This window comes from Rhodococcus sp. B50, from assembly GCF_013602415.1.
Classification (GTDB): domain Bacteria; phylum Actinomycetota; class Actinomycetes; order Mycobacteriales; family Mycobacteriaceae; genus Rhodococcus.
The window spans coordinates 5,248,064-5,269,974 of the sequence record NZ_WPAG02000002.1 but is presented as its reverse complement, the minus strand read 5'-3'; the positions used below and the strand labels follow the sequence as shown (position 1 = coordinate 5,269,974).

The 21,911-nt window shown below is 69.0% G+C and carries 1 protein-coding gene; it reads right to left on the bottom strand.

Going from position 1 to position 21,911, the window contains the following annotated elements; genetic code table 11:
* Positions 1-70: 70 nt before the first annotated feature.
* On the bottom strand, positions 71-21,835 hold the full coding sequence (locus GON09_RS24435) for a non-ribosomal peptide synthase/polyketide synthase (RefSeq protein WP_213934189.1): 21,765 nt from the start codon (positions 21,833-21,835) through the stop codon (positions 71-73).
* Positions 21,836-21,911: the final 76 nt, after the last annotated feature.

Below are 21,911 nucleotides of genomic sequence, written 5' to 3'. Positions count from 1 at the left end.
ACCGCCGGAGTCCGGCACCCCCTGCAGACACCGGGCACGGTGAGGCCATCTTCACGGTGGCCTCACCACATCACCCCAGGTCCGCGGCCCTCAGCACACGATGTTCGCTCTGCCACTCGCCGAGTCCGTCGACCGGCCCGTCGTCGACGACCACCACGACGGCCAGGTCCTCGAGGCTGCCGGCCTCGAGCGTGGCCAGCGACGCCACCGGCAGGTGGGCGTGCGTGACCCATTCGTTGTAGAGGACGCTGTCGAGCGCGTCACCCTCGGTCGCATCCGGCGGAACGACGACCACGACACCTCCGGTCGCAGTGACGACGAGAGGTTCGAGTGCCACGGCGTCGAGCTCGGCACTGCCGACGGAAGCACTGCGCGACTCGTAGGTCAGCGCGGTCCTGTCCCGAACGACGTCGATGCGTGCGATGAGTTCGGCGTTGTCGAGCGTGCGCGCCCCGAGGACCAGCGCCGGGTCGGACGTCCCGATCGGGCGGATCCGGTCGGTGTAGGCGACGGGATGCGCCGGCATCGTCGAGAGTTCGGAGGACACCGACGGGGCATCGAGCACGAGCCAGCCGTCGGAGCCGTCCGCGCCGGCCACCGCCCGGTTGGTGAGGCCGAGCACGGCGCCGCCGGGCAGAGCACTCGTCCCGTGCGCGGGATCGACCATCGAGATCGCGGCGCCGGTCTTCGCGACGGCCCACTGGGCCACGACCGAATCCACCGACCGTGCGAGCGCGATCGCGACCACGTCGCCGGTACCGATACCTCGTCCGATGAGCAGCCGGGCGAGTCGCGAAGACCGGGCGTCGAGTTCCTGGTAGGCGATCTCGGTGCCCTGGCCCCCGACCTCCGGGTCCGCGGGGACGGCCAGTGCCGGCGCGGTCGGAGCCTCCTCGACGACCTCGGCGAACACGGTGGCCAGCGAGCGGGCCCCCGAATGCACCACGGTCTCGGCCGGACCGGACTCGGCGACGATCCGCGCGAGCTCGTCGGCATCGACCAGGTCGATGTCTCCCACCGCACGATCCGGATCCGAGACGAACGCGTCGAGGACACGGACGAAGCGTTCCGAGATCTTCGTGACCTCCGCTTCGTCGAAGAACTTCTCGAGGTACTTGAACGTCAGGTCGATCTCGGCGTCGGCGGTCGTGAGCAAGGTGATCGGGTAGTGCGTCGCGTCCTTGACCCCCACCCCTGTGATGGTCATGCCGTCGATCGAACCCGCCGCATCGGACAGCGCTTCGCGGTCGAGCGGATACGACTCGAAGACCAGCAGCGAATCGAACCCGATCGGCCGGCCGGTGCGCTGCTCGATGTCGGAGAGTCCGACGAAGTGATGATCGAGCAGTCCTGCCTGTTCCGCCTGGAGCCGCTGCAGCATCGTCGCCACCGATTCGTGAGGCTCCGTCCGCACGCGCACGGGGAGGGTGCTGATGAACAGGCCGACCATCGATTCCACGCCGGCCAGGTCCGCCGGGCGGCCGGACACCGTCGCACCGAAGACGACGTCGGAGCGCCCGGCCATCCGCCCGACGAGCACGGCCCACGCCGCCTGCACCAGGGTGTTCACCGTGACGCCGAGATGCGACGCGAGCGCCGACACCCGTGCGGTGTGATCGGTGTCGAGCAGCACGGTGACCTTCGAGATCGTCTCGTTGCCGGGATCACGCGCGACGGGCGCGAGCACCGTCGGTTCCTCGATCCCGTCGAGCACCTCCGCCCACGCGTCGAGCGAGGCCGCACGATCCTGCTCCGACAGCCACGACAGGAAGTTGCGGTAGGACCGCACCCTCGGCAGCATCGACGCGTCACCGCGCAACACGTACAGCGCCATCAGATCCTGCATGAGCAGCGGCATCGACCAACCGTCGATCAGGACGTGGTGCGTCGTGACGCCGAGCTGGTAGCGGCCTCGGCCGAGCGAGACGAGGACGAAGCGCACCAGCGGACCCCGGTCCATGACGAACCGTCGTGCCTCCTCGGCCCGCCAGAACGGGATCGTGGCGGTGACTCCGTCCGCCTCGACCTCCGCGGACATGTCCACCACCTGCCACGGCACCTCGATGTCGTCGAGCACGAGCTGCACGGAGTCGCCACCGTCGGTGGGGACGAAGACCGTGCGCAGGCTCGCGTGCCGGTCGAGCAGCGCCTGCGCCGCCGCGTGCAGGCGGTCGGCGTCGACCTCGCCTTCGAGGTCGAGAACGGCCTGCATCGTGTAGACGTCGACCTGGTCGTCGCCGGTCATCAGGGCATGGAACAACAGGCCGGACTGCAGCGGCGACAGCGGCCACACATCGCTCAGCGTCGGGTACTCCGACTCCCACCGTTCCAGCTCCGGCTGCGTGACCCGCACGAGCGGCACGTCGGACGGCGTGAGCCCCCCGGCGTCGGGACGCGAGGCGTGCTGCACCAGCGCGTCCAGCGCGGCGAGCCAGTGCTGCGCGAGTTCGTCGATGTCCTCGCGGTCGAGCAGACCCGTGGGGAAGGCGACACCCGCGCCCAGCTGCGGACCCTCGGGTCCGTCCGTGACGATCGCGTTGATGTCGACAGCCGCGTTCGCGGGCATGTCGGCATCGAGGGCGGCATCGACCCGCCCGAGAGCGTCGGTCGGGGTCCAACCGATCGCCGCGAGTTCCTCCGGTACGTCCGCCGAGGAGACCCGTCCCAGATAGTTGAAGCTGACCTGCGGCGACTTCTGCAGCGACGCCAATCGCGCCGACGACTCCGGATCCAGGTACCGCAGCAGACCGAAGCCCATGCCCTTGTCCGGGATCGCCAGCAACTGTTCCTTCACCGATTTCACGGCGTTGCCCACGGCGGCGCCACCGGCGAAGGCGTCGTCGACGTCGATGCCGTCGAGGTCCACACGCACCGGATATGCGCTCGTGAACCATCCGACGGTGCGCGAGAGGTCCGATCCGGGCACCACGGATTCCTCACGCCCGTGACCCTCGAACTTGACCAGGGCGGAAGAGGTCTCGATGCCGCGATCGCGACGCCAGCGCACGACCGCCAGGCCGAGCGCCGCGACGAGACCGTCGGCGACGCCGCCGCGGAACATCGCCGGCACCGCCGTGAGCAGCACGTCGGTCTGCGCGGCATCGAGGGTGACCTCGATGCGTTCGACGGTGGAGGTGACATCGACGGCGGGATCGAACGGACGCTCGCCGAACTGCGGATCGGGGGTCTCCAGCACCCGCTCCCACAGGTCGAGTTCGGACCGGTGCGCGGGAGCGGCCTCGACGAGACCGTGCGCCCACCGGCGCAGCGACGTGCCGACGGCGGGAAGCGCGACGTCCTGACCGCTGACGAGGGCACCCCATGCGGCACCGAGGTCGGGCAGCAGGATTCGCCACGACACGCCGTCCATCACGAGGTGGTGGGCGACGATGAGCAGGACACCGGCGCGGCCGTCGGTTCCGAAGTCGAACCACACGAACCGCAGGACCGATCCGCTCCTCGGGTCGAGGAGGGACAACGCGGAATCGAGTTCGCGGGAACCGATCTCGGTGAGCTCGGCATCCGTGACGTCCGCGGGCAGCTCGACGCGGGTCAGCAGTGCCGCGGCGTCGACGGTGCCGCGGCCACGGACGCACAGCAGCGGTTCGCCGTCGGGGCCCGATTCGAGGATCGAGCGCAGCGCGTCGTGATGGTCGAGCACCGCGGCGATCGTGCCGACCAGGATGTCCCGGTCGATACCCCGCGGAAGATTCACGGCGACGGTCTGGGAGAAGCGGTCGAAACCGCCGGGCCATGCGAGAACCTCACGCATGATCGGCGTCAGCGGAACCTCGCCGACGCCACCGCCGGGCAGTTCCGCCAGTCGGTCCTGACCACCGGTCTCGGCTCGGACGGCGACCTCGGCGAGCCCCGCCACCGAGCGGCGTTCGAAGACGTCGCGCGGCGTGAACACCACGCCCCGCGCCTTCGCCCGCGACACCAGCTGGATCGACACGATGCTGTCGCCGCCGAGCGCGAAGAACGACTCGTCGACACTCACCTTGTCCAGATGCAGGACCTCCGCGAACACCTCCGCGATGATCTGCTCGACCTCGTTCTCGGCGGCGCGGTACTCGCGCTCCTCGATCACCGGCTCCGGCAGAGCGTCGCGGTCGAGCTTGCCCACCGGGGTCAACGGCACCTCGTCGAGCACCACGATCGCCGACGGCACCATGTGCGGCGGCAACGAGCGCGCCACGAATTCCGTCAGCTCCACCGTGTCGACCGTCCGGCCACGGACGGGCAGCACGTAGGACACGAGGACGGTCGCGCCGGACGGGGTGGAACGACCCACCGTCGTCGCCCAGTTCACGGACTCGTGTGCGCTGAGGACCGCGTCGATCTCACCGAGTTCGATGCGGAAACCGCGCACCTTGACCTGGAAGTCGCTGCGGCCGACGAACTCGATCTCCAACCGGTCCTCGACGGGCCGCCACCGGACGACGTCGCCGGTGCGGTACATGCGGTCGCCGGGTTCGCCGTAGGGATTGGGGACGAACCGCTCGGCGGTCAGCGCGGTGCGGCGGTGGTAGCCACGGGCGAGTGCCCGGCCGGCCACGTAGAGCTCACCCGCCATACCGGCAGCGACGGGACGCAGCCGCGAGTCGAGCACGAGGGCGGTCATGCCCACGATGGGTTCGCCGATGGTGATCGGACGTCCCGGCTCCATCTGCCCGAAGGTCGACACGATGGTCGCCTCCGTCGGGCCGTACGCGTTGACGTAGGTGGTGCGCTGCGACCATTCGGCCAGCAGTTCCGGTGTCGTCACGTCGCCACCGACGGAGAGCACCTCGAAGCTGTCGATGCCCGTGGAGTCCATCGTGCCCAGCACGGCCGGCGTGATGATCGTGTGCGTCACGCGTTCGGTCTTCAGCAGTTCGGCGAGATCCGGTCCGCCGATGATCCCGGCGGGCACGATCACGAGCGTCGCGCCGAACGCGAAGGCCGCCATCCACTCGAGCACCGACGGGTCGAAGCTCGGCGAGCATATCTGCAGGAACCGCGATTCCGAGGTCACCCCGTACAGATCGGTGACCATGTCCTTCAGGCCCGCGAGACCCGTGTGGGTGACGACGACGCCTTTGGGCTTGCCGGTCGAACCCGAGGTGTAGATCAGATAGGCGGGGTGGTGGACCCGGATCGGGCGTACCCGATCGGTGTCGGTGATCGGTGCAGCGGAACGGGATTCGACGTCCGCGACGAAGGCCGGGTCGTCGAGCAGGAGCCATTCCGCGTCGTCGGGCAGACCGCCGGCGAACTCGGACGACGTGATGCCCAGGGTGGCCCCGGAGTCGTCGAGCATGTAGCGCACGCGGTCGGCCGGATAGGTCGGGTCGACGGGGACGTGCGCCGCACCGGACTTGGCCACGGCCATGACGGTGACCGTCATGTCGTACGAGCGCGGGAACGACACGGCCACGAAGTTCTCCGGGCCGATGCCGCGATCGATCAGCACCCGGGCGAGCTTCGACGAGGTCTCGTCGAGTTCGCGGTAGGTGATCGACCGTCCCTCGTACCGCACCGCGACGGCGTCGGGATCCATCGCGACGCCGCGCGTGAGGAACTCGGCGAGGGTGCTCGGTTCCGTGACGACGTCGTGTCCGCGCATCGCCGTGAGCTGTGCGAACTCGTCGTCGGCGAGCAGCGGCAGGTCGCCGACCGGTGCGCGGTCGTCCGTGAGGATGCCGCCGACCAGTCGCGTGAACCGCTCGGCGAAACGCTGGATCGTGCGCTCGTCGAAGAGTGCACTGGCGTAGGAGAACTCGGCCGACAGTCCGGCGGGTGCGCCGGATCCGTCGATATGTTCGCGCAGTGTCAGGCCCAGATCGAACTTCGCGGTGTCGACGTCGAACGGAACGCCGGAGACGGTGAGCTCGGGCAGTTCCAGAGCGGTCTCGGGCAGGTTCTCGAACGACAGGACCACCTGGAACAGCGGGTGCCGTGCCGTCGACCGCTCGGGATTGAGGATCTCCACGAGCCGCTCGAACGGGATGTCGGCGTGGGCGAACGCCTCGAGGTCGGCCTCGCGCACCCGCGCGAGCAGTTCCGAGAAGCCCTCGCCCGTGTCCACCCGGCTGCGCAGCACAAGCGTGTTGACGAACATGCCGATCAGGTCGTCGACCTCGGCCTCGCCACGACCTGCGATCGGCGTGCCGATTGCGACATCATCGGTGTCGGCCATCCGAGCGAGGAAGACCGCGAGTGCGGTGTGCACGACCATGAACATCGTCGTACCGGTCCGTCGTGCCAGCGCCGCGAGACCGCGGTGCGTATCGGCGTCGAGGAGGAAGTCGACCTTGCCGCCGGCGAAGGACTGCACCGCGGGGCGCGGCCGGTCCATCGGCAGGTTCAGCTCGTCCGGAAGGCCCGCGAGGGTGCGTTTCCAGAAGTCGGCCTGCGCCGCGAGCAGGCTCGCGGGATCGTCCTCGTCTCCGAGTACGTCGCGCTGCCAGATCGCGAAGTCGGCGTACTGCACGGGCAGCGGCACCCAGGCGGGCACCTCGCCCTCCGCGCGGGACATGTACGCCGTCATCACGTCGCGGGTCAGCGGCGAGATGGACCAGCCGTCGGCACTGATGTGGTGGACGACGAAGACGAGCACATGATCACGCTCGGAGAGCTCGAACAGTCGTGCGCGCAGCGGGATCTCGGTGGTGACGTCGAACCCGCGGGAGACGACTGCTGTCACCTTCTGCAGCAGATCGTCCTCAGTGGTCGACTCGACGTCGATGTCGGGCGCGGCCTCCGAGACAGGGAGGATCAGCTGGTAGGGCTGTCCGTCGATCTCGGGGTAGACGGTGCGCAGCACCTCGTGCCGGGCCAGCAGGTCCTGGACCGCCGCCTGCAGCGCACCGAGGTCGAGTGCACCGGCCAGGCGGACCGCGACCGGGATGTTGTTGACCGACGACGCGGTGTCGAAGCGGTTGAGGAACCACATGCGCTGCTGCGCGAGCGACAGCGGCACACGGTCGGGTCTCGACTGCGGCACCAGCGGCGGACGCGCTGCCGCACCCGTGTGCTGTTCGGCCGCAACGGCGAGTGCCGCGACGCTGGGGGCCTCGAACAGCACACGCACGGGGACGCGGGTGTCGAGTGCCGCGCCGATCCGCGAGACGACCTGCGTGGCGAGCAGCGAGTTGCCGCCGAGTTCGAAGAAGTCGTCGTCGACGCCCACGCGGATGAGGCCGAGCACCTCGGCGAACACGCCGGCCACGATCTCCTCGACCGGCGTGCTCGGGGCACGGAATTCTCGGGTCTCGAAGACAGGTTCGGGCAGAGCCTTGCGGTCGAGCTTGCCGTTGATATTCAGCGGCAACGCCTCGAGCAGCACGAACGCCGACGGCACCATGTACGACGGCACCTGGGCGCCGAGAGCGGACCTGATCGACTCGATGTCCGTCTGCGCACCGTCTGCAGGAACCACGTACGCGACGAGCTGGGTGCCGACCCGCTCGTCCTCACGGGCGATCACCGCAACATCCCGGACCACATCCATCGCCCGCAACGCAGATTCGATCTCCCCGAGCTCGATACGGAAACCACGCACCTTCACCTGGAAGTCCGTGCGCGACAGGTAATCCAACTCACCGTCACGGGTCCACCGCACCAGGTCACCTGTGCGGTACAGACGTTCACCGTCACCGAACGGCGACGCCACGAACCGCTCCGCACTCAGATCCGCACGCCCGAAATACCCACGCGCCAACTGCGCGCCCGCCAGATACAACTCACCGGCGACACCGGCCGGAACCGGATGCAACCGCTCGTCGAGCACGAACACCCGGGTGTTCCACTCCGGCACACCGATCGGCACCGACACACCCGAGACATCGGTGACATCACCGGCGGTGACCGACACCGCGGCCTCGGTCGGACCGTAGAGATTCACCAACCGGGCAGCGTTGTGCTCGACGAACCGCTTCGCCGTCGCCGGCGGCAACGCCTCACCGATGGCGAGGATCCGGCGCAGCGAGGGGGCCAGCACCCCGCCCGCGTCGACCATCAGAGCCTCGAGCATCGACGGCACCACATGCAGCGTCGTCACCGCCTGCTCCGCCAACAACCGGTTCAGATAGGCCGGATCCCGATGCCCGTCGGCCGACGCGATCACCACACGCCCACCGGAGACCAACGCCGACCAGAACTCCCACACCGACAGGTCGAACGTCGCCACCGTCTTCAGCAACACCGCATCATCGACACCGAGACCGAAATGCTCACGCTTCCACAGCAACTGGTTGACGATCGCCGCATGCGGCACCGCCACACCCTTCGGCCGGCCCGTCGACCCCGACGTGAAGATCACATACGCCGTGTTCGACGACCGCAACGGCGCGATCCGCTCACCGTCGGCGATGGAGGTGGCCGAGACGCTCGAGAGATCGAGCGTGTCGATCGCCAGGCTCGGGACAGACTTCTTCCCCGGTGCCGTGAACCCGTCGCGTTCGGTGGACAGGATCACCACGGGCGCAGCCGTGTCGAGAATGTAGGCATTGCGCTCGTCCGGCTGATCCGGATCGACCGGCACGTAGACGCCACCGGCCTTGACCACCGCAAACATACCGACCAGCAACTCGACCGACCGGCGCATCGCCAGCGCCACCGTCGACTCCGGACCCACACCCTCCGAAATCAACCTGCGCGCAAGACGATTCACGCGAGCATCGAACTCGGCATAGGTCAGCGACTCACCCTCGAACACCAACGCCGTCGCATCCGGCACCCGCGCCACCTGCTCGTCGAACAGATCCACGAGCGTCGTCACCTCGGTGGGGTGCGCGGTGTCGTTCCACGCTTCGAGCACCCGCGTGGTCTCCGCGGTGTCGAGGAGCGGCAGGTCGCCGACGGGCAGGGCCGGATCGTCGGCCACGGCATCGAGCACGCGGATGAACCGTGCGGCGAACTCCGCGACCGTCGATTCGTCGAACAGATCGGTCGCGTACGTGAAGTAGCCGGTGATGCCCGTGGGCGTGCCGTCGTCGCTGTAGCGGTCGGTGACGATCAGGTGCAGGTCGAACTGCGAGATCTCCATGTCGGTGTCGAGACCGGCAATCGTGAGACCGGGCAGTTCGAGCGTGGCCTGCGCGAGGTTCTGGAACGACAGACCCACCTGGAACAGCGGGTGGCGTGCCGTGGAGCGCGCGGGATTGAGCACCTCGACGAGTCGTTCGAACGGCACATCGGCATTCGCGAAGGCCCCGAGATCGGCCTCACGGGTCCCTCCCAGGAGCTCGGTGAACGTCGCGTCCGAATCGACATGGGTACGGAACACCAGTGTGTTGACGAACATGCCGATCAGATCGTCGAGCTCGCGTTCACCGCGACCCGCCATCGGCGTACCGATGGCGATGTCGTCGCTCGAGGACATGCGTGCGAGGAACACCGCAAGCGCGGTGTGCAGCACCATGAACATCGTGGTGTTGGTGCGCCGGCCGAGGTCGGCGAGGTGCCGGTGGAGGTCTGCCTCGACCGTGAAGTCGACGCGACCACCCCGGAACGACTGGACCGCGGGGCGCGGCCGGTCGCTCGGCAGATCGAGCTGGTCGGGCAGGCCGGCGAGGGCCCGCTTCCAGTACTCGACCTGCTTCGAGGCCAGCGATTCGGGATCGTCCTCGGAGCCGAGCACCTCGCGCTGCCAGATCGCGAAGTCGGCGTACTGCACGGGTAGCGGCTCCCACGCCGGCGCGTCGCCCTGCGACCGTGCTACGTAGGCCGTCATGAGGTCGCGCGTGAGCGGACCCATCGACGAGCCGTCGGCGGAGATGTGGTGGACCACGAACGCGAGGACGTAATCGGATTCGCGGACCCGGAACAGTCGTGCGCTCAGCGGCACGGACGTGGTGACGTCGAAGACGGTCGCCGCGAGTTCCTGCACCGCGGCGAGGACGTCCGTCTCCGTGACGTCGACCGGGGTGAGGTCGGGAACCGCCTGCGCGGCCGGAACGATGACCTGGACGGGTCCGTCGTCGGTCTCCGGGTAGTAGGTGCGCAACGATTCGTGGCGGGCGACGACGTCGCCGACTGCGGACTGCAGCGCGTCGACGTCGAGGTTGCCGCTGAGCCGGATCGCGATCGGCACGTTGTAGGCGGACGACTCGGTGTCGAAGCGGTTGAGGAACCACATGCGCTGCTGCGCGAGCGACAGCGGAATGCGCTCGGGCCGCTCGACGGCTTCGAGAGGACGGCGGTCGTCGCCACGCTGCGATTCGACCGCATCCGCGAGCGATTCGACGGTGGTGTTCTCGAACAGTGCGCGTACCGGAACCTTCGCACCGAGTGCGGCTCCGAGCCTGGAGGCCACCTGGGTGGCGAGCAGCGAGTTACCGCCGAGTTCGAAGAAGTCGTCGTCGAGACCGACCCGTTCGACGCCGAGTACCTCGGCGAAGACCGCGGCGACAGCCTGTTCGGCCGGGCTGACCGGGGTCCGGAACTCACGGGTCTCGAAGACAGGTTCGGGCAGCGCCTTCCGATCCAACTTGCCGTTGACGTTCAGCGGCAACGCATCGAGCAGCACGAACGCCGACGGCACCATGTATGACGGGACCTGTGTCGCCAGATCAGTCCTGACCGCCGCCACGTCGAGGGTGTCGGCCTCGGCGGGCACGACGTACGCGACGAGCTGGGTGCCGACCCGCTCGTCCTCACGGGCGATCACCGCAACATCCCGGACCACATCCATCGCCCGCAACGCAGATTCGATCTCCCCGAGCTCGATACGGAAACCACGCACCTTCACCTGGAAGTCCGTGCGCGACAGGTAATCCAACTCACCGTCACGGGTCCACCGCACCAGGTCACCTGTGCGGTACAGACGTTCACCGTCACCGAACGGCGACGCCACGAACCGCTCCGCACTCAGATCCGCACGCCCGAAATACCCACGCGCCAACTGCGCGCCCGCCAGATACAACTCACCGGCGACACCGGCCGGAACCGGATGCAACCGCTCGTCGAGCACGAACACCCGGGTGTTCCACTCCGGCACACCGATCGGCACCGACACACCCGAGACATCGGTGACATCACCGGCGGTGACCGACACCGCGGCCTCGGTCGGACCGTAGAGATTCACCAACCGGGCAGCGTTGTGCTCGACGAACCGCTTCGCCGTCGCCGGCGGCAACGCCTCACCGATGGCGAGGATCCGGCGCAGCGAGGGGGCCAGCACCCCGCCCGCGTCGACCATCAGAGCCTCGAGCATCGACGGCACCACATGCAGCGTCGTCACCGCCTGCTCCGCCAACAACCGGTTCAGATAGGCCGGATCCCGATGCCCGTCGGCCGACGCGATCACCACACGCCCACCGGAGACCAACGCCGACCAGAACTCCCACACCGACAGGTCGAACGTCGCCACCGTCTTCAGCAACACCGCATCATCGACACCGAGACCGAAATGCTCACGCTTCCACAGCAACTGGTTGACGATCGCCGCATGCGGCACCGCCACACCCTTCGGCCGGCCCGTCGACCCCGACGTGAAGATCACATACGCCGTGTTCGACGACCGCAACGGCGCGATCCGCTCACCGTCGGCGATGGAGGTGGCCGAGACGCTCGAGAGATCGAGCGTGTCGATCGCCAGGCTCGGGACAGACTTCTTCCCCGGTGCCGTGAACCCGTCGCGTTCGGTGGACAGGATCACCACGGGCGCAGCCGTGTCGAGAATGTAGGCATTGCGCTCGTCCGGCTGATCCGGATCGACCGGCACGTAGACGCCACCGGCCTTGACCACCGCAAACATACCGACCAGCAACTCGACCGACCGGCGCATCGCCAGCGCCACCGTCGACTCCGGACCCACACCCTCCGAAATCAACCTGCGCGCAAGACGATTCACGCGAGCATCGAACTCGGCATAGGTCAGCGACTCACCCTCGAACACCAACGCCGTCGCATCCGGCACCCGCGCCACCTGCTCGTCGAACAGATCCGCCAACGTCGTCGCGTGCTCGACCGCACGGTCGGTGGCGTTCCACGACTCGAGGATCTCGACCCGCTCGGATCCGTCGAGCATGTCGATGTCGCCGACAGCCGTGGCCGGGTCGGTGACGATCGCCTCGAGGACACGCACGAAGCGCTGCGCGAAGCCGTCCACGGTCGACTCGTCGAACAGATCGGTCGCGTACGTGAAGGTGGCGTCGATGACGTCAGGCGCACCGTCGTCGTCGTAGTGGTCGAACACCGTGAGCTGCAGATCGGTCTTGGCGAGCTGCAGCTCGAAATCGGTGGAGCTCACTGTCAGGCCGGGCAGTGCGAGCTGGGTGCGAGCCAGGTTCTGGAACGACAGACCCACTTGGAAGAGCGGATTGCGGGCGGTGGAGCGCACCGGGTTCAGCACTTCCACCAGTCGTTCGAACGGCACATCGGCGTTCGCGAAGGCACCCAGGTCGGTCTCGCGGGTGCGCTCGAGGAGTCGCTCGAAGGACTGGGCCGGGTCGACGTCGCTGCGGAAGACCAGCGTGTTGACGAACATGCCGATCAGATCGTCGAGCTCGCGTTCACCGCGACCGGCGATCGGGGTGCCGATGGCGATGTCGCGGGTACCCGAGAGACGGGCCAGCAGAGTCGCGAACGCCGCGTTGACGACCATGAACAGCGTCGCGTTCTTCGACCGCGCGAGTTCCTGCAGACCGCGGTGCAGTTGGGGCGAGATCGTGAACTGCACCGATTCGCCGCGGAAGCTCTGGCTCGGCGGACGCGGGCGGTCGGACGGGAGATCGAGCTGGTCGGGCAGACCGGCGAGGGCCTGCTTCCAGTACTCGACCTGCTTCGAGGCCAGCGATTCGGGATCGTCCTCGCTGCCGAGCACCTCGCGCTGCCACAACGCGTAGTCGGCGTACTGCACGGGCAGCGGCTCCCACGCCGGGGCATCGCCGTGCGAGCGCGCCGCATAGGCCGTCATCAGGTCGCGGGTCAGCGGGCCGACCGACGCGCCATCGGCCGACACGTGGTGCACGACGAGCGCAAGGATGTGCTCGTCGTCGCTGACGCGGAAGATGCGCACTGCGACGGGCACCTCGGAGGTCACGTCGAAGGTGGTCGACATGAACGCCACGATCTCGGGTTCGAGTTCGTCCTCCGCGACGTCGCGCACGACGAGTTCGGGCAGCGCACCGTCGAGCGGGAGCACCACCTGGTGCGGCCCCTCCGGCGAGTCCGGGTAGATGGTGCGGAGCGATTCGTGCCGGGCGATGACGTCGCGAGCTGCCGCGCAGAGCGCCTCGACGTCGAGGTCGCCGACGAGTCGCACAGCGATCGGGATGTTGTCGACCGCCGAGGATGCCGTGTCGAACTGGTTGAGGAACCAGTAGCGCTGCTGCGCGAGCGACAGCGGAACCCGGTCGGGTCGTTCGGTGGCGACGAGGGGCCGGCGCGGACCGCCGGATACCCCGCGTTCGAGGCGCGCCGCGAGCTCTTCGACGGTCGACGCCTCGAACAGCAAGCGCAGCGGAACGGTGGCGTTCAGTGCGGCACCGATGCGGGAGACCACCTGGGTGGCGATGAGCGAGTTGCCACCCAGCGCGAAGAAGTCGTCGTCGAGTCCGACACGTTCGACGCCGAGAACCTCGGAGTAGATCGACGCCACGACCTGCTCGGTCGAGGTGGTGGGGGCGCGGAACTCCTTGACCTCGAAGACCGGATCGGGCAGCGCCTTGCGGTCGAGCTTGCCGGCCGCACCCAGCGGCATGACGTCGAGGAGCACGTAGTTGGCGGGCACCATGTAGGCCGGCAACTGCGCGGACAGTGCCTCCCCGGCCGCCACCTGGTCGAAGGCCGCGCCGGCCTGCGGGACGACGTAGGCGACGAGCTGGTCCTGACGGACCAGCACGACGGCCTGGTCGACCTCGTCGAGGGCGAGCAGCGCGGTCTCGATCTCGCCGAGTTCGATGCGGAGACCGCGGAGCTTGACCTGGAAATCGGTGCGGCCGATGTAATCCAGTTCGCCGGTCTCGTCCGGCCGGCGCACGAGATCGCCGGTGCGGTACAGACGCTCGCCGTCACCGAAGGGCGATGCGACGAAGCGTTCGGCGGTGAGGTCGGGGCGCTGCACGTAGCCCCGCGCGAGCTGGGCTCCCGCGAGATAGAGCTCGCCTGCGACCCCCACGGGGACGGGCGCGAGACGCTCGTCGAGGACGTAGACACGGGTGTTCCACACGGGCGCACCGATCGGCACGGACACCGTGTCGGCGTCGGTGGCCTCGTGGTAGGTCACGTCCACGGCCGCCTCGGTGGGGCCGTAGAGATTGTGCAGACCGGCGTCGGACAGCAGTGCGCGTGTGCGGGCGGCCAGTGCGGGCGGCAGTGCCTCGCCGGAGGCGAAGACGTGACGGAGCGAGGTGAGTTCGTCGGCCGACGCCTCGGCGACGAACACCGCCAGCATGGACGGCACGAAGTGCACGACCGTCACGCCACGCCGGGCGATCACCGACGCCAGGTACCGCGGATCGCGATGACCGTCGGGCACGGCGACCAGCAACCGGGCACCGATCTGCAAGGGCCAGAAGAATTCCCACACCGACACGTCGAATGTGAACGGGGTCTTCTGCAGCACCGTGTCGGCCCCGGTCAAGGGGTATTCGTGCTGCATCCAGCGCAGGCGGTTGACGATCGCGCCGTGCGGCACCGCCACACCCTTGGGCCGGCCCGTCGAACCCGACGTGAAGATGACGTACGCCGTGTTCGGCGCCCGCAACGGGGACGTCCGCTCCGCGTCGGCGACCGGTTCGGCCGACGTCGCGGACAGATCGACGGCGTCGACGAGCAGGCTCGGGACAGACCTCTCCCCCGGGACCCGGAATCCGTCGCGTGCGGTGGTCAGCACCACCACCGGTGCTGCGGTGTCGAGGATGTAACCGTTGCGATCGTCCGGCTGATCCGGATCGACCGGCACGTAGGCACCACCGGCCACGACGACGGCGTACATGCCGACCAGCAGGTCCAGCGAGCGACGCATGGCCAGACCGACCCGCGCGTCCGGCCTGACGCCGAGTGAGATCAGGTGCCGCGCAAGGCGGTTCACGCGCTCGGAGAACTCGCTGTAGGTCAGCGACTCGCCGTCGAACTCCACCGCGACCGCATCAGGCGACCGCCGTACCTGCTCGGCGAACAGATCCACGAGGGTCGAGGTGCCGTCGAGCGCGCGGTCGGTGTCGTTCCACCGCTCGAGCAGCTGCGCGCGTTCGGCGTCGTCGAGCAGATCGACATCGCCCACCGCGATGGAGAGGTCGCCGGTGACGGCCTCGAGGAGACGGACGAAGCGGTCGGCGATGCGCTCGACGGTGCGGGGCTCGAACAGATCGGTGGCGTAGGTCAGGCCCACCGAATACTCGGTCGCGCCGCTGGCAGAGGGCGTCTCGGTGACGACGAACTGGAGGTCGAACTTGGCGGTCGCGATGTCGAGGTCGACGGCCCCGACGGTCAGGCGGGGCAGCTCGAGCGTGCCGGTCTCGAGGTTCTGGAACGACAGCATCACCTGGAACAGCGGATGACGTGCCGTGGAGCGCTCGGGGTTGAGCACCTCCACGAGTCGCTCGAACGGCAGATCGGCGTGGCCGAACGCGTCGAGGTCGGCGCCGCGCACCTGCCCGAGTACCTGCTCGAACGACTCGCCGCCGTCCACGCGGGTGCGCAGCACCAGGGTGTTGACGAACATGCCCACCAGATCGTCGAGCGCCGCGTCGCCACGCCCGGCCACCGGGGTACCGATTGCGATGTCCTCGGTGCCGGACAGCCGCGCCAGCAGCACCGCCAGCGCGGCGTGCACGACCATGAAGGGGGTCGCGTTGCGTTCGCGGGCGAGCGTGACGATGCGGTCGTGCAGCGTCTCGTCGAGGGTGAACTCGTGCAGGGCACCGCGGTTGGTGGCGACCGCGGGACGCGGGTGGTCGGCCGGCAGGTCGAGCTGTTCGGGCAGGCCCGCGAGCGTCTGCCGCCAGAAGCCGACCTGCGACGAGATCACCGATTCCGGATCGTCCTCCGAGCCGAGCACCTCCCGCTGCCAGATGGCGAAGTCGGCGTACTGCACCGGAAGCGGTTCCCAGCCCGGCTCTCCCCCGGCGGCCCGGGCCGCGTAGGCGGAGACGATGTCGCGGGTGAGCGGGCCCATGGAGAAGCCGTCGGCGGCGATATGGTGCACGACCAGCGCCAGCACGTGTTCGGTCGCCGACACCGCGAAGAGCCGCGCCCGGAAGGGGGCCTGGGTGGAGACGTCGAAGCCGGACGAGACGAGATCCGTGATGCTCTGCACCAGCTGCGTCTCGGTGACGTCGAGCGGTGTCAGGTCGGGTTCGACTTCGGACACCGGCAGCACCTGCTGGTAGCCCACACCGTCGACGTCCGGGTAGACCGTCCGCAGCGACTCGTGGCGGCCCAGCACGTCGACCACGGCGGAGCGCAGCGCGTCGACGTCCAGGGCGCCGGTCAACCGGATGGCGCCGGGGATGTTGTTGACCGCGGACTCCGGTTCGAAGCGGTTGAGGAACCACATCCGCTGCTGCGCCAGCGACAGCGGCACCCGCTCCGGGCGCTCCTGCGCCACGAGCGGCGTGCGGCCCTGGGCCTCGCTCCGTTCGACGCGGGCGGCGAGTGCGGCAACGCCGGGCGCCTCGAACAGCACACGAACGGGCACCACGGTTCCCAGTTCTGCACCGAGACGCGCGACTACCTGCGTGGCGATGAGCGAGTTGCCGCCGAGTGCGAAGAAGTCGTCGTCGAGTCCGACGCGGTCGACCCCGAGGACGTCGGCGAAGACACCGGCGACGACCTCTTCGACCGGGGTCGTGGCTGCGCGGAAGCCACGGGCCTCGAAGACCGGATCGGGCAGAGCCTTCCTGTCGACCTTGCCCGAGCTTCCGAGCGGCATCTCGTCGAGGACCACGAATCGGGACGGCACCATGTAGGCCGGGAGCACCGCGCTCAGCGCGGCCTGCGCGGCGTCGCGGTCGAAGGTCGCGTTCGGGGCCGGGACCACGTACGCGACGAGCTGTTCGTGCCGTACCTGGGCGGCGGCCTGCGACACGCCGGTGTGGTCGAGCAGCGCGGTCTCGATCTCGCCGAGTTCGATGCGCAGACCACGGAGCTTGACCTGGAAGTCGGTGCGGCCGAGGTACTCGAGGTCGCCGCTGCGGTCGTTCTTCCAACGCACGAGATCGCCGGTGCGATACAGACGCTCGCCGTCGCCGAAGGGCGAGGCGACGAAACGTTCGGCGGTGAGATCGGGGCGGCCGACGTAGCCGCGCGCCACCTGCGTACCCGCGAGGTACAGCTCGCCCACGACCCCGGCTGGAACCGGAGACAGTCGCGAGTCGAGCACGTAGGCGCGGGTGTTCCACACCGGAGCGCCCATCGCGACGGAACCACCCGTCGTTCCTGCGACCGGGCGGGCCGTGGCGTGCACCGTGGCCTCGGTGGGGCCGTAGAGGTTGTGGAGTTCGGCGGCGCTGATCCGGGAGAACTGCTCGGCCACGGACAGCGGGAAGGCTTCGCCCGCGACGAGCACGGTGCGCAGCGACGCGCAGTCGTCCGGCGACACCGATGCCGCGAAGACCGCGAGCATCGACGGGACGAACGAGGTGGCCGTCACCGCGCGCTCGCGGATGACCGTGCCGAGATAGGCGGTGTCGCGGTGACCGTCCGGGACCGCGATCACCATGCGCGCGCCGACGGCGAGGGTGCCGAACAGTTCCCAGACCGACACGTCGAAGGTGAACGGCGTCTTCTGCAGCACCACGTCGTCGGGGCCGATCCCGTATTCGGTGGTGATCCACCGGATCTGGTTGACGACCGAGGCGTGGGCGACGGCCACACCCTTCGGGCGTCCCGTCGAACCGGAGGTGAAGATCGTGTACGCGGTGTTCGACGGCCGCAACGACGCGATGCGGTCGGCGTCGGTGACCGGCTCGGCCGGTGTCGCGGACAGGTCGAGGTCGTCGATCGCGAGCGAGGACACCGATGCGGTGGCCGGTACGCGGAATCCGTCGCGCTCGGTGGTCAGCACCACCACGGGGGCGGCGGTGTCGAGGATGTAACCGTTGCGATCGTCCGGCTGATCCGGATCGATCGGCACGTAGGCACCACCGGCCGTGACGACCGCGTACATGCCGATCAGCAGATCCAGCGAGCGGCGCATCGCCAGACCCACCGACGCCTCCGGTCCGACGCCGAGCGAGATCAGGTGCCGCGCAAGACGGTTCACGCGCTCGGAGAACTCACCGTAGGTCAGCGACTCGCCCTCGAACTCCACCGCGACCGCATCCGGCGACCGCCGGACCTGCTCGGCGAACAGATCCGCCAGGGTCCGGGCGTCGCCGAGCTCGTGCTCGGTTGCGTTCCACGTGGCGAGCACATCGGTGCGCTCGTCGTCCTCGAGCAGCGCGACATCACCGACCGGAAGTGCGGGTTCGGTCACAACCGCGGTGAGGATCCGGGTCAGGCGCTCGGCGAAGGACTCCATCGTCCGGGCGTCGAACAGATCGGTGGCATAGGTGAGGTCGACGAGATAACCCTCGGCGGTGGCGTCGTCCGAGACGGTGACCTGCAGGTCGAACTTCGCGAGTGCCGCGTCGACGTCGAGCGCCGAGACGGTCAGGCCGGGCAGTTCGAGCGAGTCGGCGTCGAGGTTCTGGAACGCGAGGAGCACCTGGAACAGGGGGTGACGTGCCGTCGACCGTTCGGGGTCGATGATCTCGACGAGCCGTTCGAACGGCAGGTCGGCCTGCCCGAACGCTTCGAGGTCGGCGCCGCGCACCTGCCCGAGCACCTGCTCGAACGACTCGCCGCCCTCGACCCGGGTGCGCAGCACCAGGGTGTTGACGAACATGCCCACCAGGTCGTCGAGGGCCGCATCGCCACGACCGGCCACCGGGGTGCCGATCGCGATGTCGTCGGTGCCCGACAGACGCGCCAGCAGCACGGCAAGCGCCGCGTGCACGACCATGAATTCGGTGGTGGAGGTGCGACGAGCGAGATCGCGGACTGCGGAACGGAGTTCGGCGTCCAGGACGAACCGGTGCGAGGCACCGCGGTAGCTCGCGACCGCCGGTCGCGGACGGTCGGCCGGCAGATCGAGCTGCTCGGGCAGACCCGTCAGCGTCTGCCGCCAGAACGCGACCTGCGACGAGATCACCGAGTCCGGATCGTCCTCCGAACCGAGCACCTCCCGCTGCCAGATCGCGAAGTCGGCGTACTGCACCGCGAGCGGTTCCCACTGCGGGGCGTCGCCCGAGACACGCGCGGCATAGGCCGTCACGACGTCACGGGTCAGCGGACCCATCGAGAAGCCGTCGGACGCGATGTGGTGCACGACCAGCACCAGCACGTGCTCGACCGCGGTCTCGGTGGCGGTCTCGGCCTCGGTGACGGCGAACAGCCGGGCCCGGAACGGGACCTGCGTCGTCACGTCGAAGCCGGTACCGACGATCTCGGTGGCCCGGGCGATCAGATCGGCCTCGGTCACCGGGACCGGCGCCAGGTCGGGCACCACCGCGTCCACCGGCAGCACCTGCTGGTAGCCCACACCGTCGATGTCCGGGTAGATCGTCCGCAGCGACTCGTGCCGGCCGAGCACGTCGGCCACCGCTGCCTGCAGGGCCGCCGCGTCGAGCGCATCCGACAGACGGATTGCCACCGGGATGTTGTTGACAGCGGAGTCCGGCTCGAACCGGTTGAGGAACCACATCCGCTGCTGCGCGAGCGACAACGGCACCCGTTCCGGACGCACCTGCGGGACGAGCGGTGCGCGTCCGTCGCCGCCCGAGGCCATGGCGGCGTCGACGAGCGAGGCCAGTTCGGCCGCGGTCGGGGCGTCGAAGAACTCGCGGACGTCGATGCGGACCTTGTGGTCGGCGCTGAGGCGCGCGACGACCCGCGTCGCGCTCAGCGAGTTGCCACCGAGATCGAAGAAGTCGTCGTCGACGCCGAGCCGCTCGACGCCGAGGACCTGCTCGAAGGCCGCGACGACGGCGTGCTCGGTGGCCGTCGACGGTGCGCGGTACTCGCGCTGCAGGGAGCTGAAGTCCGGTGCGGGCAACGCCTTCCGGTCGAGCTTGCCGCTGCCGCCGAGCGGGAACTCGTCGAGTTCGACGAACAGCGACGGCACCATGTAGTCGGGCAGGCGCCGGCGCACGGCGTCGGCGAGTTCGGACCGCTCGATGTCGCGGCCGTCGGTGACGAGATAGGCGACCAGATGGTCGCCGAGTGTGTGGTCGGAATGCACGACGACGACCGACTGCCGCACGCCCGGATGGTCGAGCAACGCCGATTCGATCTCGCCCAGTTCGATGCGCAGACCGCGGAGCTTGACCTGGAAGTCGGTGCGGCCGATGTACTCGATCTGCCCGTCCTCATTCGTCTTCACGAGGTCGCCGGTGCGGTACATGCGGTCGCCCGGTTCGCCGAACGGATCGGCGACGAAACGATCGGAGGTCAGATCGGGGCGGCGGAGGTAGCCGCGCGCGAGCTGCATGCCCGCGAGATACAGCTCGCCCTCGACACCGTCCGGAACGGGGCGCAGGCCCTCGTCGAGGACGTAGAGACCGGTGTCGGCCACGGCGGCACCGATCGGCACCACGGTGTCGTCGGCGGAGGTCGCGAAGTAGGTGACGTCGACCGCGGCCTCGGTGGGCCCGTACAGGTTGTGCAGGCGGGCCGAGGAGATCTCGTAGAAGCGGCCGACAGTCTGTGGGGGCAGCGCTTCACCGGACGCGAAGACGTAGCGCAGGGTGCTCACCGACGCGGCGGTGGGCTCGGCGAGGTAGACGGCGAGCATCGACGGCACGAAGTGCGCGATCGTCACGCCGCGCTCGATCATCGTCCCCGCGAGGTAGGCCGGGTCCCGGTGCCCGTCGGGCACGGCGATCGTGAGGCGGGCCCCCACCTGCAGCGGCCAGAAGAACTCCCAGACCGACACGTCGAAGGTGAACGGAGTCTTCTGCAGCACCACGTCGTCGGCGCGCATCCCGTACTCCGACTGGCGCCAGTCGATGTTCGCGACGATCGCCCGGTGCTCGACGGCGACGCCCTTCGGCCGTCCCGTCGAACCCGACGTGAAGATGACGTAGGCGAGGTGATCGGCCGTGAGCGCGCCGCGGCGCTCCTCCGGGGCGATCGGATCGCCGGAGACCTCGGACAGGTCGAGGGTGTCGATCGTGAGAGCCGGGACGGAACCGGGAAGATCGACGGCGTCCCGTTCGGTGGTGACGACCGCGATCGGCTCGGCGATCTCGAGGACGTATGCGAGGCGGTCGGCCGGATGGTCGGGATCGACCGGCACGTAGGCACCGCCGGCCTTGACGATCGCGTACATGCCCACCAGCAGGTCGAACGATCGACGGACCGCGAGACCGACACGTGCGTCGGGGCCCACACCGAGGCCGATGAGGTGACGGGCGAGACGGTTCGCCCGGGCGTCGAACTCCCGGTAGGTCAGGGTCTGTCCGTCGAACTCGAGAGCGACGGCGTCGGGTGTCCGGCCCACCTGGGCATCGAAACGCGCCACGAGCGTGTCGGGATCGACCGCGGCCGGTGCTGCGGCATCGTCGCCGAGCACGTCGGTGGCGTCGGCGAGGAGGGCGTCGACCACCGCCGCGAGACCCGGAGCCCCGAGCAGCGCGGGTGCGATGTTCGACAGGACGACGGGGAACAGGGCGTCGAAGCCGAGAGCGCCACCCATGGCGGTGTCCAGCGTGGCGATCTCGTCGCGCAGGTGCGCGTAGCCGATGTGGGTATCACCGTCGGTGAGGGCGACACGGTCGGGTTCGATCTCCGCGACGGCGGCGAGCAACCGGGGAAGGTCCTCGATCGCCAGCGCCGGCTTGCCCGCCATGTCACCCGTCATCTACGTCAGCCTCCTGAAATCACCTGCACCCGGCACCACGTTGTGCACGCAGAACCGCCCCCCGCTGCCGCCCGGC